Source organism: Haloarcula pellucida (genome assembly GCF_014647235.1).
Lineage (GTDB): Archaea > Halobacteriota > Halobacteria > Halobacteriales > Haloarculaceae > Haloarcula > Haloarcula pellucida.
Genome location: NZ_BMOU01000003.1, coordinates 328,686 through 343,573, shown reverse-complemented (window position 1 = coordinate 343,573; position 14,888 = coordinate 328,686). Strand labels below are relative to the sequence as shown.

Sequence of the window (14,888 nt, the reverse complement as noted above, 5' to 3'; positions counted from 1 at the left end):
TCGTATGGAGATAACCGACGTGCGGACGGTAAAGCTCGGTGCCGAGATGGAGCGGCCGATTCAGAACGCGCGGGCGACCATGGAAGTCCGTGCGAGTGCGTTCGTCCTCGTCGAGACGGACGTGGGACTGACAGGCATCGGGGAGGGGTACGGTCCGAATCCGGCCGTGGTCGAAACGGTCGTCGAAGAGATACTTCGCCCGGTGTTGCTCGGCGAAGATCCGCTGGACATCGAGCACCTCTGGCAGCGAATGCTCACCGACGGCGGCTACTTCGACCAGAAGGGCCACGTGATCGCCGCCATCAGCGGCGTCGACTTGGCACTGTGGGACCTCGCGGGGAAGTATCACGACGCGCCGGTGTACGAACTCCTCGGCGGTGCGACGCGGGACGACCCGAGCGTGCGAGCCTACGCCAACGACCTCTACTGGGACGACCCCGAGAAAATGGCCGACCGGGCGGCCGAGTACGCCGACCGAGGGTTCCAGGGTGTCAAGATCCACATCGGTCGGAGTCGCGAGGCGGACGAACGCCGGGTGCGGGCAATCACCGACCGTGTCGAGGAGTGTGCGCTGATGGTCGACGCCAACTGCGGCTACGACGAGGCCGAGGCCGTGCAGGTCGGTGATATGCTCGAATCGTACGACGTACACTGGTACGAGGAACCCGTCCGCCCCCACGCCCACGATGCCTACAGTGCGCTCGCCGCTGAACTACGGGTCCCGATAGCCGGCGGGGAAAACGAGTACACGAAGTGGGGCTTCAGGCAGTTGCTCCAGCCCACGCCGGTTGACCAGTTACTACCCAACGTCACTCGATGTGGGGGGTTGACCGAAGCCCGTAAGATCGTCGCCCTCGCGGAGACGTTCGGTGTCGGTGTTTCGCCACACTCGTTCTCGACGGGCGTCAACCTGGCTGCGTCGTTGCACCTGCTGGGCTGTTCGCCGGCCTGCGAGTGGATCGAATGGGACGTGACTCCGTACCCACTCATCGACGAACTGCTGGTGAGTGACGTCGACGTCGACGCCGACGGATACGTGGCCCCGCCGTCAGATCCGGGCCTGGGGGTCGAGCTTCCCGACCGGGTTCTCGACCGCTATGACTTGTCGTCGGTCAGTTCGTAGTCGGTACGTCGCTGGGACTCCGGGACTGACTCTCGATGTCGTCGTCCGGGTCGTCGTCGAGGACCATCCGATTGAACGCCTCCGTCTCCCCGTCGACCTCGATCGTCATCGGGTGGCGTTCGAAGCCGCATTTCTCGTAGAACGGGACCAACCCGTCACGGGCAATCAGCGTTATCTGTGTGACGTCTTCGAGCGGTGGGTGGTCTGTGACCGCTTCGACGACGGCCCGTCCGACACCCGTCCCGCGGTACTCCTCGTGGACGATGACATCGTAGACGACGCCGTAGTAGCAGTAGTCGGTGAGTACACGCGCCGAGGCGACGACCTCGTCGCTCCCGGGGTCCAGTGCGTAGAGGTGTTCGTCGCTGTGTTCGATCGCGGTCTCGACCTGCTCTCGGTCCCGGTCCGCCCAGGATGCGTACGTTCTGTAACACTCCGTGACGCCTCGGACGACGTCGTCAGTGATACCCGATTTTATTTTGATGTTCATAGAGCAAAATTATAGTGGGATAAGTTAAGATTTGTGCCAGTCACGCGCTGTCCCACTCGGACGAGAGGAGGCCGTAGATGAGCAGATCACGGTACTCGCCGTCTGTGTAGTGGTACTCGCGGAGACGCCCCTCCTCTCGGAAGTCGAACCGCTCGACGACTCGCCGGGAGGGGCCGTTCGCCGCGAAGATTCTGGCGATGACCTTGTGCAGTCGCTGGTCACCGAACGCGAACTGCAGGCAGCGGTCGACGGCTTCGGTGGCGTAGCCCTGTCCCTGGGCCTCCGGCACAAGCCAGTAGCCGAGTTCCGCGTGACCGCTCCGGGGCGCGATGTCGAAGAGGTAGACGAGGCCCAGAGGCGTCTCCGGGTCGTCGTCCGAACACACGAGCAGGTGCATCGTCTCGTCGGCTTCGACCCACTCGGCGATTCCGTCCCTCGAGAGCGCCTCGTTGATCGGCATCCGTCGCCACACGTGCGGGTTGTTCCAGTTCGATCGGACGAACTCGTAATCGCCCTCGTCGACGAGCCTGTACGTCAACCGCTCGCTGTGACAGAATACGGGTCCTGGCATCGGTGCGTACTCCGGGTATTCAGGGGATGAGAAGTAGCTTCCCAGTACTCTCGCGGTTCTGGAGGGCGCTGTGGGCAGTCCCGGCTTCCGAGAGGGGGTACCGGTCGCCGACGTGGACCGCCGCATCGCCGGACTCGAACAACGAGTGCAGTTTGGGGACGGCCTCTTTGACCCGTTCGGGCTGGGTCTCGAGTGCGTGTCCGAGGTGGTATCCCAGTACCGATTGGTTCTCGAAGAGCAATCGAGGGAGCGAGACCGACGGCACAGTACCGCTTGCCATGCCGTAAGAGACGATGCGGCCGCAGGACGCGAGGGCATCGAGCGCCTCGTAGAACGCTTCACCGCCGACTCCGTCGAGGACGAGGTCGATCCCGTCCCCGTCGGTGAGTTCCGCTAGTCGATCGGCGACGCTGGCCTCGGTGTAATCGATGGTGTCGTCGGCGCCCAGTGAGGCGGCCAGGTCGCGTTTCTCCGCCGTACTCGCCGTCCCGATCACCGTCACGTCTGACCGGGCGGAGGCTATCTGGACCGCCGCCGTGCCGACACCTCCCGCGGCGGCGTTGACGAGGACGTTCTCGCCGGCCTCCAGACCGCCCCACTCGACGAGCGCGTTGTGGGCGGTGAGAAACTGGACCGGCATCCCCGCGGCGGCCGGCGTGGAGACGGCGTCCGGGACCTCGAAAACGGTCTCTTCGTGGGCCAGCACGCGCTCCGCGTAACCGCCCCCGTCGACGAAGGCCGCGACCGTATCGCCCGTCTCGACGGACGTCTCGGGGCCCGTCGCAACGACGCGCCCGCTGACCTCGATACCTGGAGTGTAGGGTGGCTGCGGCCCGTCCGGGTAGCGTCCGCGCCGCTTCTCGACGTCGGCGAAGTTCAGGCCGGCGGCGGCGACGTCGATACAGACTTGCCCTCGGTCTGGGGTCGGCGTTTCCCTCTCGACAAGTTCCAGGACCTCCGGTGCTCCGTGTGCCTGCGCTTGGATAGTACGCATAGTGGCGAGTTCTCTTTCAAATGACTATCTTATAAAATTTATTTTGCTGTCATCTGATACTGAAAGTTCTTTATTCAGGATGGTTGGTGAAATTGAGGCACTCCCCTCGATAAGTACGGCTGCGTATCTCTCACGCGAAGGAATGCAAATGGACATTATACGTCAATATGTCTTAATGTTCGCATCCGCCGTTTGGACCATTGGCGATTCGAAATGGCAACCACCGAAGAACGGATAGTCAATGGTGTCAACGTCTCGGGACTTGAAGATGCGGTCGAAGCGATCAGTGACGATCCCGGTGTTGGGATGTTCACGTTCCGGGCCGAAACAGAGTGGGAGAACGCGCTCAAGTCCGTGACGACGATCGACGAGTTCGACCAATCGGGGGAGACGATTCACACTCGGGAGTTCACGCTTCAGGGGGATGAACCCGAGCAGATCCTTGGCGAGCGCACCGGGCCGAATGCTGTCGAACTTCTGCTCGGCGCGCTCGGATCGTGCCTGAGCGTCGGCTACGCGGCGAACGCCGCGCATATGGGCATCGAACTCGACGATCTTCGATTCGAGATGGAAGGTGATGTCGATCTCAGAGGGTTCCTCGGTATCTCCGAGGACATCCGTCCCGGCTACGAGTCGATCACCTGCACGGTCTACGTGAACGCCGACGCGACCGAGAAGGAACTCGCCGAACTCCGCGAGCGCGTCGAGGCGACCTCGCCACTGGTGGACGCGATCACGAACGAAGTCCCGCTCGAAACCCACATCGTCGTAGAATAACGCCGATCGGTTCCTTGCGGTGTTTTTCTGTTCGCTCCGGCAGATTCTGAACTGTACGAAACGTGAGTTGCACAGCGTTTTCTGAATAAAGAAATCGTGCGACTATCTACTGCTATAGGAATCAGTATACATGAGGGGGACGTCTCCTGGAACCCACCCATAGGCTCGGTGAGTGCCCGAACGCCAGTTTATTGCATACCAAAAACCTTTAATTAGTATACAGTGATCGGAAATATATGCAGTCGACCGCAGCAGACCAAATCGAATCGATAATCTCGAACCGTCTGCACGTCGAGGAATCTGGCTTCGACGACGAGACCGTGATTACCGGAGAGAAACTGGACGCGGAGTCGCTCGACATCGTCGAGATCGCCGAGGCTATCGACGGCGAACTCGGGGTGTACCTCACCGTCGACGACATCGAGGAGATGCAGACGGTGGGTGACCTCAAGTCGTTCGTCGCGTCGGAACTCGAGGGGAACTAAGCGATGGCGGGGGATGTCGTCGTAACGGGCTTGGGTGCCGTCACGCCACTCGGGACGACGGCCGACGAAAGTTGGGACGCCCTTATGGCCACAGAGAGCGGTGCCGGTCCGATAACGCGATTCGACCCCGCCGACGCGAACTGTCGGTCCCATATCGCCTGCGAGGCGACGCTACCTGACGAGACACCGGTCGAGTCGGACCGAGTCGGCCGGTACGCGGAACTCGCGGTCACGGCTGCCGACGAGGCCATCGCGGACGCAGGTTTCGACCCCGCGGACCCCGACTGGGTGTCAGCGCAGGTCGGAACGAGCATCGCGTCTAGTATCGGCGGACTCCCAGAGGTCGAGGACACCATCGAAGACCGCGTCTCACCCCGGTTCGTCGTCAGGTACCTCTCGAATCTCGCGTCGAGTCAGGTGAGTATCGTCTTCGGCGCGGAGGGGCCCAACCGGGCCGCGTCGACGGCGTGTGCGGCCGGCGTCCATGCGATGGCAGACGCCATGCGGGAGGTCCGACGTGGCACGGCCGACGTGATGCTCGCCGGGGGGAGTGAGTCGATACTCAGCCCCCACGGCATCCGCGGGTTCGACGCGATGCGTGCGCTCAGCACGCGAAACGACCAGCCCGAACGCGCGAGTCGCCCATTCGACGCCGACCGCGACGGGTTCGTGATCGCCGAGGGGGCGGCCGTCCTCGTCCTCGAATCGCGTGCGCACGCCGAGAACCGTGGCGTGACGCCCATCGCCACCGTCGAGGGGGCCGGCCGGAGCGCCGACGGCGTCCACCCCACACGACCGCCGGACGACGCCGACGGTCTCGTCCGCTGTATCGAGCGAGCGCTGACCGACGCCGACGTAGACCCCGACGCGGTCGACCACGTCAATGCCCACGCGACCAGCACCCCACGGGGAGACCAGCACGAGGCGACGGCACTGAACAGGGTCTTCGACGAGTGTCCGCCGGTGACGGGGACGAAAAGCCTCACCGGACACACCTTAGGTGCTAGCGGTGCCATCGAGAGCGTGTTCACGGCACAGACACTCCGCGACGGGCGGCTCCCCCCGACGGCGAACCACGAGACGCCGGATCCTGACTGTGACGTCCCCGTCGTCACAGAACCGCAGACGGCCGACGTCGACGTCGCGCTCAACGTCGCGGCTGGGTTCGGAGGGACGAACGGGGCCGTCGTCTTCACCGGGGCCAAATGACCGACGCCAACCCGACGCCGTTCGTCAGCAGCGGGCTGGACGTCGTCGCTATCGACCGGTTCGAGTCACTCCGTGCGGAGTTCGGCGAGTCGTTTACCCGTCGTCTCTTTACCGACGCCGAGCGCGCCTACTGCGAGGGAACCCGAGTCCCGTCCGAACACTACGCCGCCCGCTGGGCGGCCAAAGAGTCGTTCCGCAAGGCTCTCTCGGCATCCGTAGAGATGCCCCCCTTCGACGAAGTGGCAGTCGAACGAACCGGCGACGGGCCAGAATTGCGGCTCGGTGAGCGCGCGACGGCGGCGCTCGCGGACTCGCTACGGGCCAACTCGGTGGCCCCAGAACGGGCAAGCGTCAGCGTCAGCCTGAGTCACGACCGCGCGTCCGGCATCGCCAGCGCGCACGTAACCGTGCTGGGACTCCAGAGAGATGCTTGAGGAAATCCAATCACACGACACCACGGGCGCAAAGCACGAAGAGGGCCCCACGACCGCCGTCCTGTTTCCGGGTCAGGGAAGCCAGCAACCGGGGATGGGCCGGGCGTTCTACGAGGCGTGGCCGACCACACGCGAGTGGTTCGAGACCCTGTCGGACGCCGTCGACGTCGACGTCACCGACCTGTGTTTCGACGGCGACGCGGCGACGCTCTCGACGACGGAGTACACACAGCCGTGCGTGTACACTGTGAGTGTCGCCACGTTCGCGGGGCTGGCCAGTCGCTACGGGGTCGTCCCCGACTACGTCGCTGGCCACAGCCTCGGACACGTCGGTGCGCTCACGAGCGCCGGCTGTCTCGACCCGACAGAGGGAGTCGAACTCGTCCGCAAACGCGGGCGGCATATGCAGCGGGCCGCCGAACGCGGCGGCGACGGCGTGATGCTGGCGGTCATCTGCCGGGACCCCGCCGTGGTCGAGCGGGCCTGTGACCGCATAGAGGGCGTGAGTCTCGCCGCCCGGAACACGGACAGCCAGACGGTCGTAGCCGGTCCTGCCCCGTCGGTCGAGCAGGTACGGGACCGCATCGCCGACAACGCACGGGCTCGGTTCGCCGAACTCGACGTGGGGGCCGCGTTCCACTCGGCGGCGATGGAGCCCGCCGCGACGGCCTTCGAGGAGGATCTAGCCGCGATGACGTTCCAGACAACCGCCGTTCCTGTCGTCTCGGACGTCTCCGGCGAGGTGTACGGCGGGGGCGAGCGGGCCGTCGACGAACTCGGCACGCAAGTCGTCGAGACCGTCGACTGGCGTGCCGTCGTCGAGACGCTCAGGGACCGGGGAGTCGAACGGTTCGTCGAGGTACCCCCCGCCGGCACTCTCTCGCGGTTCGTCGACACACGCTGCCCGGACCTCGAAACGATACCGCTGGAGTCGCCCGCGGACGCGGCGGAGGTGTTCACGGCGTGACGTCGATGGCCGACGAGGTGGTCGTCGTCACCGGCGGGACACGTGGTATCGGCAGGGCGACGGCCGAGGCGTTCGCCGACCGACAGGCGACGGTCGTCGCGACGTACCACAGCGACGAGACGGCGGCGGCCGAGACGCGGGCCGCGCTGGCCGAGCGCGCCGACCACGACGACGTCGGCACCCGTCAGTTCGATGTCGGCGATCACGAGGCGGTCACAGACGCCATCGCCGACGTTGCCGACGAGTACGGCCAGCCGACGGTACTCGTCAACAACGCAGGGATCATGTCCAACGGTCTGCTCGTCCGGATGGACCCGGAGCAGTGGGAGCAGGTACTGCGGACGAACGTGACTGGGACGTTCAACTGCACGCGAGCGGTGGCCCGCCGGATGCTCAGGGGCGACGGCGGGCGTATCGTCAACGTCGCCTCCGTCGCCGCACAGCAGGGCTGGGCCGGCCAATCCAACTACGCTGCGAGTAAGGCCGCAATCGTCGGGTTCACGCGTTCTATCGCGAGCGAACTCGGGGGGAAGTCTATCCGAGTGAACGCCGTCGCGCCGGGGTACACACGGACGGATATGTACGAGGAAGAGCTCTCGGACGCCACAGCGGAGGTCGTGGCCACAGAGACCGCCACGGGCGAACCGGCCTCCCCAGAGGACGTCGCCGAGGCGATCCTGTTTCTCGCGAGCGAGCGGTCGTCGTACGTCCACGGCGAGGTCCTCAGAGTCGACGACGGCCTCGTCGGCTAGCCGTCGAACGGCGTGTCTGTCTCGCCGACAGCGTACTCCTCGAACACTGACTCTGGATCACAGTCCCGCTCGGTGGTCGACCTCGCGATGGTCGTCACGTCGAGGAAGGTACGGTAGGTCAGGTTGCCATCGGACTGGTTACCGGCCCAGCTCCCCCCGCCCAGCGAGAGGGTGAACGGCAGGCGGTTGTGCTTGCCGCCGGCCAGTGCGATGCTCGGCTGGTTGACGATGAGACGGCCGACCGGGAGCCGTTCGGCGGCGGCCCGTATGTGGTCGTCCCGGGTCGTGTAGACGCCACAGGAGTGGCCCCGTCCCTCGTAGGCTAGAATCGCATCCGTGACGTCCAGTCCCGTCTCGAAGTCGGGGACGACCGTCGTGGTCAGAACCGGCGAAAGCGTCTCCCCGAACAGTGAGTGGGGAACCGAGAGGTCATCACCGTCGACGACCAGTAGGTCGGTCCCAGCGGATACCGAGAACCCGGCAGCGTCGGCGATGGCCGCCGCGTCGGACCCGACTAAGTCGCGGTTGACAGAACCGTTCTCGTCGAACAGACACGCTGTGACCGCATCGCGCTCGGCCTTCGAACAGCGGTAGGCGCCGGTCTCCTCGAGGGCCGTCAGTACGTCCTCCGCGACCGCCCGGTGTAAGACGGCCGTGTTGGCATTGACACAGGTCGCTCCGTGGTCCAGCGTAGCGCTGGTCGCTATCTCGGTGGCCGTCGTGGCGACTTCGACAGACTGGTCGACGACGGTGACGACGTTGCCCACGGCCACGGCGTGGTTGGGAGTCCCGGACTGCTGGACGATATCAACGACGCTCTGTGAGGCCGTCGCCTGTGCGAAGTCGACCGCCGCGGCGAGTGCCACGACGTTGTCCCGCGTCGCGCGGTCGGAGACGACCTGTACCAAGTCACGCGGCGCGTCGGCGCGTGCGAGTTCCGCACGGATGAGCGAGACCGCGTGCTGGCAGGCGTCTCTGGTCCCGGGCGCTGGCGAGAAGACGACGGCGTTGCGCCCCTTCACCGCGAGCATCGCCAGATGGGGGATGGTGGCAACCGGGTTCGTCGCCGGGAGGAACGCCCCGATGACGCCGACGGGCTTTGCGATGTCGACGAGCCCTTCGCGCTGGCGGATGGTCCCGACCGAGGGTGCACCGCGCATATCCTCCAAGGCGCCGACTATCTGTCGCTTCGTCTTGAATACCTTGTCGTCGACGTTGCCGACGCCGGTCCGCGAAACCGCCTTCGCTGCCACGTCGCGGGCAGCGCCCTCACGGTACAGTGCCCACCCGACCGCTTGGGTCAGTTCGTCAACGCGGGACTGTCCCACGGCGTCGATTGTTGCCTGTGCGTCCCGTGCACGTTCGACCTGCGTTGCGATGGTTTCCTTCGATTCCGATTCGGAGCCAGTCACTGTAACCGCCTTCTCTACGATTCATTTTAACACTTTCTAATAGAAATATATGCCATCCGGCCCGTGCTGAAGAACGGTGCGGCGACCCGCGCCGACATCCACTCCGAATAATTACTATGAAGGTAGTAAATAGAAGAGAGAATATTTACAGCTACAGATCGTTGCGCCTAACCAAATGTGTGTAGACACCAGAAGCCCGAGTGTTCGGCCACTCGATACCGTGGTGCTCGCCGTCGGTAACCGCGATGACACTCGTGTTACGGCGCTTATCGAGACAGTGTGTGAGATCGCGTCCCCGGAGAACACGCGGGTCATCATCGCCCACGTGTTCGATGCACAGTCCTACAAGGAAGTCGTCGAACAGATGTTGGACACGCCCACAGCGGAGGTCAAACCCGACGAGTTGGCTGCACGGATGGCGATCACACAGGAAATAACGGACCAATTCGAACAGCGTGCAATCGAGTGTGAACCGCGTGCCACGACCGGGACCAGCGGTGAAGGGGTCGTCTCGATCGCCAAAGATGTCGATGCCGATCGGGTGGTCATCGGTGGGCGACAGCGCTCTCCGGCGGGGAAGGCTATCTTCGGGAGCACTGCACAGGAAGTGATGTTGAACGCACCGTGTCCAGTGACGTTCGTTCGTGACCGTCCAGACGAATGACAGCGACAGGCAGTAGCACACCGTCTCAGTCAGCAGCACGCAGCGTGGTGTGGTTGGAGCACGGACAACCGCATCGCAACGTATCGACGCGGGACTGACCGCGCCGGGACCCGTATCACAACAGTTTCCATACGGGACGTCCCCCGAGGCGATGGTGGCCGACTCGTCTACATCGTCTCGACCTCGACTGGACTGAACGGATCGCCGTTCGGGTTCGGTAGCCGTCGACGTCGTCGTGTGTCGGCCATCTTTGACAATCTGGTGGTATTTCAACCGTACCTCTGTTAGTGTTGGACGTTCCGAGCGTCAATCGCGTCGTCCCGAGACGGGACTGAGTACGACTGCACCACCCACGGCAAACCCGCTATCTGCCTCGACCACCGCATTCAGACGAGTCGATGGCGTTCCCACACCGGCTCGCTGTCCGGGAATACAGCCGCCGTCGGCCGCGTCGCTAATTCGACACACCGTGGAACCGCCTCCAGTCAGCATGGAAACCGCCGGTCGGGTTCTCGCACCGAGTACGCCGCAGTCTGTCTCGACGGTATCGGCGACGAGTTCTTTCGAGACGGTCTGATAGAAGGAGTCGTCTCGTTCCGTCCCAGCGGGCTCGGCCGACTGGTTCGGTTCGTAGACCAACCGGGGCCCGCGCTGTTGGAGCAACCCGCCGTCGCTTCGCAAACTCGCCGAGTTAGACAGCTCCTACGGCCGTTTCTTTCACTGTGGGACGACTTCGAATACGCCGCATAACAATCGTAGCACTTCGTCACACCACGGCTATGGTTGGCATCGTCGTCGCCAGCGGGCCCACTGCAACCGCCGAATCACTCGTCGAATCACTCCATCAGGAACCGTGGTACGAGGTCGAAACGGTCACGGCAGGGGGGACCGAACTGGGACTGGTCCACCACGGGGCGAAGGACCCCGAAGGCCACACAGTCTTGCGAGCGGACGGTCGAGCGGGCGTCGTCCACGGTGTCGTCTCGAACCGAGCGGACCTCGGATACGGGACCGATCAGGCCCTGCTCAGCGCGCTCTTAGAGCGACCACGCGAGGTTCTGCCCGAATTGAACGGGCCGTTCCTGGTGGCGTGTGTCGACGCCGACGGGCGCGTGCTGGTCGCCAGCGACCTGCTGTGCTCGCGGCCCTGTTTCTACGCCGAGACGGATGACGGACTGGTGGTGGCCTCGCAAGTCGGGGCCGTCGCCGACCACCTCGATACCCTCTCTGTGGACCCGCGTGCGGTCGGTGACATGCTCTCCTTTGGCGGCGTTCTCGGCGAGAAGACGCTGCTAGAAGAAGTGTCGGCGCTCCGCCCGGCGACCCTGCTGACGGACGACGGGACGGTCACGACCGAGCGGTACTGGCAACCGGACTACGGGACGAAACCCGTCGAGGGGTACGTCGAGGAGACCGTCGAGCGGTACCGCGAGGCGGTCGGCAACGTGGCCGACACGCTGACGGGTGACGTGAGCCTGTGGCTCTCGGGCGGACTGGACAGCCGGACGCTGGCGGCGGCACTAGCCGAGCAGGACGTCGAGTTCGACACGTTGACGTATGACAGCAACCCACGGGACGGGAGCAACGTCAAAATCGCCCGGCAGGTTGCGGACCATCTGGACGCGGACAACGAGCGGGTCGTCTTCGAACCCGGCGACTTCGCAAAGCAGGTCAAACGCGGTATCAGGGTCACCAGCGGGCTCAAGCCGTGGACGGTGTATCTCCACCCCGACTACATCATGGACCGACTCCACGACAGGACCGACATCGTGATGGAGGCGGCCCCGCAGGGAGAACTGTTCGGCGAGCAGCCCTGGCTCTACCACTTGACTGGCGTCGACTCGGCCTTCGAGGGCATCAGGCGTCTCGGTGGAAGTGTCGGGAGAGACACCATCAGGAACCTCGTGGCCGGCGACGCCGACCCGCACGACACTATCGAAACCGAACTCACCGAGAGCGAAGGAGACTCACAAACCGAGACCGTGATGGACGTGTGGTACCGCAACTTCTGTTCGAACACGCACTTCCGGTCGAGCGAACTCTACCGGAGTCAGGTCGGGATGCGACTCCCCTGGATCGACCGGTCGCTGTTAGACCACCTGGCGAAGATGCCGCACAGACAGTTCCGCATCGGGTACGTGCCGGGCACGAACGGGCGCATCCCGCGTTCGATGGCACCGTTGAAACAGGACGTCATCAACGAGATGGACCCCGGACAGGCCGGGATTCCCTACGAGCGGACGCGCCTGCCACTGACCCGCCCGATGTGGCAACACGACGTTACGTTCGTCGCTAAGCGCGTCGGCTGGAAGCTACTGGGCGATGGTCGTCCAGAGGGACACTTCGGGGCCTGGTACCGGGAGAACGAGGCGGTCCGGCAGATCATCGACGGCTGGATAGACGACGCCTGCGACCGAGACGTGTTCGACGAGACCACACTCCGGAGACTTCAGCGAGAACACAAGCAGGGGCAGGCCGGTCACCTGCACGCGCTCTCGGTGGTGACGACCGTCGAGTGCTGGCTGCAGGAGTACGCCGACACCGTCGGCGTCGCCGAGATCGCCGACGCGGAGGCGACCACCCCGCGTGCCACGGACTGACGCCGAAGCGGCGTGGACTGCTCGACCCGGTTGCTGGCCGCCGGAGAGTGGTGTCGTCGGCGCCTGTCTGAGCGGAGTTGGCGCTCTATAACAATGGGGGCACCGACGAACACCGGAGACGATGACACTCCGGACAGCAGTGGTCGGCGGCGGCGTCGTGTCGGAAACGCACCTCGATGGAATCGTCGCCTGTCCCCAGACAGCGCTGGTCGCGGTCTGTGACATCGAGGAACGGCGGGCCCGTGCGATGGCGGCCGACAACGACGCGGCCGTCTACACCGACTACGAGCGGATGCTGGACGAGGCCGACGTCGAGTGGGTCCACCTGTGTACGCCGGTCCAGACCCACCTCGAACTCGCGCTCGGGGCGGTCGAGCGCGGGATTCCCGTGTTAATCGAGAAGCCGATCACGGAGACCGTCGACGAGTACGAGCGTCTAGCGAGTGCGGCCCGCGAGTACGACGTGCGCGTGAGCGCGGTCCACAACCACAACCTGACGCCCGTAATGCGGGCACTGACCCGGCGGGTCGAACGCGGCGACGTCGGTCAGGTCCGGGCCGTCGACCACATCCACACCGGAGACACCCCGCCGGACGCGGTCATGCGCGGCGAGTGGGCCTTCGAACTGCTGGGCGGCGAGTTCGAGGAGGGACTCCCGCACCCGCTTTACATCCTCCTGCGTGCCGGTGGCTACCCTCGCGACGAGTCAGCGATACAGGTCCAGACCAGTTGCCACCGCGAGTACGACCGCGATTTCGGCTACGATACCGTCCAGTTGCAGTACGTCAGTCAGGACGACGTGCAGTGCAGCGCGACCCTCATGGGCGGGGGCATCCCGAACAAGGTGGTCTACGTCCACGGCGAGGAGGGGACGCTCGTCGCCGACATCGTCTCACAGACGCTCGTCTCGCTAGACCGGGACTACAGCGGGTCGTCGATAGGGCGGGCGCTGAACAACCTCGACCGCGCGGGCGACCGCGTGTGGGGAACCGCCCAGAACGCCCGTGCCGTCGCCGAGCGGGCAGCGTTCGGCGAGTGGCCGATTCAAAAAGAGCTGAACGAACACTACTACCAGTTCGACGAGGAGGCAAGCGCCATCCTGAACGACGACCCGATGCCGATTCCGCTGACCGAGGCCGGGTGGACGATGCGACTGCTCGAATCCATCCGCGATGCGGCCACCGAGGGACCGGCCGTCGCTACCCCGACCCCGGAGGATTGAGTCGCTTCGCACTCGCCCGGAGTAGCGGCGTTCGACCGCCCAGAGACGGCCATTTGGCGAGTGGTACTGAACGTCTCGCTGGCAGATTTGCCAGTCAACGGTGTCACCGGCATCGATGTGTCCGGGTTTGAACGAGCCCATACCGCAACCCGCGACACGAAACGGACACATCTCACGAGACAACAGTTACGACGTCGGTTGGCTCTTCGCGCCTCGTCACCTCGAAGTCGGACGCGGCGTAGCCACTCTGCTCGTGTGCCTCCTGGGTATAGATCTCGCGCTGTCCGAAGTAGAACTCGCGGTCGGCCTCCGGGAGCCACAGGTGGGTAACTGTTCCACAGGGTGATCTTACAGAGTTGGGGAGATTCGGCTGATGGGTGGCCCGCCTTCCTGACTGGAACGGTACCGCCCAGATGAACGGTGGAGTGGACTGTCCTTACGCACTCTCTTCCATTTTGTTCCGAATGTGAGCGATGACCTCCCCGTGTTCGTGTTGTGGACTAAATAAAACGAAGTCGGTATCTTCGCCGGCTCGGAGCGTATGCCCCGGCGGCCAATAGAACATATCGCCGCCTCTGTCTACTTCTTCACTGCCGTCGGTATAAGTGACAGTCAGTTCGCCGCTTACGACATATCCCCAGTGAGGACACTGGCAAAGGTCGTTTTCCAGTCCGTCAAGGAGTGTGGAGATATCGGTCCCTTCTGTGAGCGTGAAATATTCCGCGGCGATGTGACCATAGTCGGTTGCATCACCGAAATCCGGTTGGTGGCGAGCGATAGCGGCTGGGGTGTCGATTCTGGCCGGGATATCTTCTTTCGCTACTTTCATTGGTTTCAGCTCCCCTTGCCCTGCTCAACCTCGAAGATCTCGTCTGCGGTGAGACCGTGTGCTTCTTCGTGAACTTTCTCACCCGCTTCTTTGCTTGGGCCTTCGAACAGACAGAAGACGGCACCTTCGTCCTCGTCGACCCAGTAGTTCAGGTATTTCACCCCGTGTTTCTCCTGGGCCTCGACGTCTTTCTTGTGAGCCTCTACAACGTCTTCGACACTGGCGTCTACATCTCTGTGGACGTCCATGAATAGTGGCATGGCACATAGCGATACAGTGGCAAACCCATTAGATCCTCAACAATTTCACGCAAAGTCGACTATTGACTAATCGAGTGACACCCCACAGTCACGACGCTC

Annotated in this window: 16 protein-coding genes; 10 read left to right on the top strand and 6 right to left on the bottom strand. The window is 64.0% G+C overall.

Going from position 1 to position 14,888, the window contains the following annotated elements:
• Positions 1-4 precede the first annotated feature (4 nt).
• Positions 5-1,123: a mandelate racemase/muconate lactonizing enzyme family protein gene (locus IEY28_RS11315; protein ID WP_188997470.1), complete on the top strand. Its 1,119-nt coding sequence runs from the start codon at positions 5-7 to the stop codon at positions 1,121-1,123.
• Here IEY28_RS11315 and IEY28_RS11310 read toward each other — a convergent pair.
• From IEY28_RS11310 to IEY28_RS11300, 3 genes are read right to left on the bottom strand one after another with little or no spacing between them, the layout of a single operon-like run.
• Complete coding sequence (locus IEY28_RS11310) at positions 1,113-1,613, bottom strand: GNAT family N-acetyltransferase (protein WP_188997467.1); 501 nt, start codon at positions 1,611-1,613, stop codon at positions 1,113-1,115. The two genes, IEY28_RS11315 and IEY28_RS11310, sit on opposite strands and share 11 nt — an antisense overlap.
• Before the next feature lie 40 nt (positions 1,614-1,653).
• Positions 1,654-2,184, bottom strand: a complete 531-nt coding sequence (locus tag IEY28_RS11305) for a GNAT family N-acetyltransferase (protein WP_188997465.1) — start codon at positions 2,182-2,184, stop codon at positions 1,654-1,656.
• Between the two features lie 19 nt (positions 2,185-2,203).
• A complete protein-coding gene (locus IEY28_RS11300) occupies positions 2,204-3,178 on the bottom strand; it encodes an NADPH:quinone oxidoreductase family protein (RefSeq protein WP_188997462.1) in 975 nt (324 codons plus the stop codon).
• Between the two features lie 213 nt (positions 3,179-3,391).
• Here IEY28_RS11300 and IEY28_RS11295 point away from each other — a divergent pair, with 213 nt between their 5' ends.
• The 6 genes from IEY28_RS11295 (at position 3,392) to IEY28_RS11270 (ending at position 7,802) form a co-directional block, all read left to right on the top strand.
• Positions 3,392-3,955, top strand: a complete 564-nt coding sequence (locus tag IEY28_RS11295; protein ID WP_188997461.1) for an OsmC family protein — start codon at positions 3,392-3,394, stop codon at positions 3,953-3,955.
• Positions 3,956-4,191: 236 nt separating this feature from the next.
• Positions 4,192-4,440, top strand: coding sequence for an acyl carrier protein (locus IEY28_RS11290; RefSeq protein WP_188997459.1), 249 nt, complete (start codon positions 4,192-4,194; stop codon positions 4,438-4,440).
• 3 nt (positions 4,441-4,443) lie between these two features.
• Positions 4,444-5,649, top strand: coding sequence for a beta-ketoacyl-[acyl-carrier-protein] synthase family protein (locus IEY28_RS11285; protein ID WP_188997456.1), 1,206 nt, complete (start codon positions 4,444-4,446; stop codon positions 5,647-5,649).
• Positions 5,646-6,083 (top strand): holo-ACP synthase, encoded by a 438-nt coding sequence (locus tag IEY28_RS11280; RefSeq protein WP_188997453.1) that lies wholly within the window; start codon positions 5,646-5,648, stop codon positions 6,081-6,083. The genes IEY28_RS11285 and IEY28_RS11280 overlap by 4 nt, the downstream gene beginning before the upstream one ends.
• The gene (locus IEY28_RS11275) at positions 6,076-7,050 is read left to right on the top strand and encodes an ACP S-malonyltransferase (RefSeq protein ID WP_188997450.1); all 975 of its coding nucleotides are present in this window, start codon (positions 6,076-6,078) and stop codon (positions 7,048-7,050) included. Before IEY28_RS11280 ends, IEY28_RS11275 begins: the two co-directional genes overlap by 8 nt.
• Before the next feature lie 5 nt (positions 7,051-7,055).
• Positions 7,056-7,802 carry an SDR family NAD(P)-dependent oxidoreductase gene (locus tag IEY28_RS11270; protein WP_188997785.1) on the top strand — a complete coding sequence of 249 codons (747 nt, stop codon included), beginning with the start codon at positions 7,056-7,058 and terminating at the stop codon, positions 7,800-7,802.
• Here IEY28_RS11270 and IEY28_RS11265 read toward each other — a convergent pair.
• The gene (locus IEY28_RS11265; RefSeq protein WP_188997448.1) at positions 7,799-9,214 is read right to left on the bottom strand and encodes an aldehyde dehydrogenase family protein; all 1,416 of its coding nucleotides are present in this window, start codon (positions 9,212-9,214) and stop codon (positions 7,799-7,801) included. The genes IEY28_RS11270 and IEY28_RS11265 overlap by 4 nt on opposite strands.
• A 175-nt stretch (positions 9,215-9,389) precedes the next feature.
• Here IEY28_RS11265 and IEY28_RS11260 point away from each other — a divergent pair, with 175 nt between their 5' ends.
• The 3 genes from IEY28_RS11260 to IEY28_RS11250 all read left to right on the top strand — a co-directional run bounded on the left by IEY28_RS11260 (position 9,390) and on the right by IEY28_RS11250 (position 13,700).
• Entirely contained in the window at positions 9,390-9,878 is a 489-nt protein-coding gene (locus IEY28_RS11260; RefSeq protein ID WP_188997445.1) for a universal stress protein, read from the top strand.
• A 779-nt stretch (positions 9,879-10,657) separates the two neighbouring features.
• Positions 10,658-12,478, top strand: a complete 1,821-nt coding sequence (locus IEY28_RS11255; protein WP_188997442.1) for an asparagine synthase-related protein — start codon at positions 10,658-10,660, stop codon at positions 12,476-12,478.
• Positions 12,479-12,599: 121 nt separating this feature from the next.
• A complete protein-coding gene (locus IEY28_RS11250; protein ID WP_188997439.1) occupies positions 12,600-13,700 on the top strand; it encodes a Gfo/Idh/MocA family protein in 1,101 nt (366 codons plus the stop codon).
• 436 nt (positions 13,701-14,136) lie between these two features.
• Here the strand turns inward: IEY28_RS11250 and IEY28_RS11245 are convergent, their stop codons facing one another.
• Entirely contained in the window at positions 14,137-14,529 is a 393-nt protein-coding gene (locus tag IEY28_RS11245) for a cupin domain-containing protein (RefSeq protein ID WP_188997437.1), read from the bottom strand.
• Between the two features lie 5 nt (positions 14,530-14,534).
• Positions 14,535-14,777, bottom strand: coding sequence for a DUF4242 domain-containing protein (locus tag IEY28_RS11240; RefSeq protein WP_229783120.1), 243 nt, complete (start codon positions 14,775-14,777; stop codon positions 14,535-14,537).
• Positions 14,778-14,888 lie beyond the last annotated feature (111 nt).

What these genes read in the sequence shown, in the direction of transcription:
- IEY28_RS11285 (WP_188997456.1), top strand. Translation starts at nt 4,444, where the DNA reads ATGGCGGGGGATGTCGTCGTAACGGGCTTGGGTGCCGTCACGCCACTC.
- IEY28_RS11260 (WP_188997445.1), top strand. Translation starts at nt 9,390, where the DNA reads ATGTGTGTAGACACCAGAAGCCCGAGTGTTCGGCCACTCGATACCGTG.
- IEY28_RS11310 (WP_188997467.1), bottom strand. Translation starts at nt 1,613, where the DNA reads ATGAACATCAAAATAAAATCGGGTATCACTGACGACGTCGTCCGAGGC.
- IEY28_RS11240 (WP_229783120.1), bottom strand. Translation starts at nt 14,777, where the DNA reads ATGGACGTCCACAGAGATGTAGACGCCAGTGTCGAAGACGTTGTAGAG.
- IEY28_RS11245 (WP_188997437.1), bottom strand. Translation starts at nt 14,529, where the DNA reads ATGAAAGTAGCGAAAGAAGATATCCCGGCCAGAATCGACACCCCAGCC.
- IEY28_RS11295 (WP_188997461.1), top strand. Translation starts at nt 3,392, where the DNA reads ATGGCAACCACCGAAGAACGGATAGTCAATGGTGTCAACGTCTCGGGA.
- IEY28_RS11270 (WP_188997785.1), top strand. Translation starts at nt 7,056, where the DNA reads ATGGCCGACGAGGTGGTCGTCGTCACCGGCGGGACACGTGGTATCGGC.
- IEY28_RS11250 (WP_188997439.1), top strand. Translation starts at nt 12,600, where the DNA reads ATGACACTCCGGACAGCAGTGGTCGGCGGCGGCGTCGTGTCGGAAACG.
- IEY28_RS11315 (WP_188997470.1), top strand. Translation starts at nt 5, where the DNA reads ATGGAGATAACCGACGTGCGGACGGTAAAGCTCGGTGCCGAGATGGAG.
- IEY28_RS11300 (WP_188997462.1), bottom strand. Translation starts at nt 3,178, where the DNA reads ATGCGTACTATCCAAGCGCAGGCACACGGAGCACCGGAGGTCCTGGAA.
- IEY28_RS11255 (WP_188997442.1), top strand. Translation starts at nt 10,658, where the DNA reads ATGGTTGGCATCGTCGTCGCCAGCGGGCCCACTGCAACCGCCGAATCA.
- IEY28_RS11290 (WP_188997459.1), top strand. Translation starts at nt 4,192, where the DNA reads ATGCAGTCGACCGCAGCAGACCAAATCGAATCGATAATCTCGAACCGT.
- IEY28_RS11305 (WP_188997465.1), bottom strand. Translation starts at nt 2,184, where the DNA reads ATGCCAGGACCCGTATTCTGTCACAGCGAGCGGTTGACGTACAGGCTC.
- IEY28_RS11275 (WP_188997450.1), top strand. Translation starts at nt 6,076, where the DNA reads ATGCTTGAGGAAATCCAATCACACGACACCACGGGCGCAAAGCACGAA.
- IEY28_RS11280 (WP_188997453.1), top strand. Translation starts at nt 5,646, where the DNA reads ATGACCGACGCCAACCCGACGCCGTTCGTCAGCAGCGGGCTGGACGTC.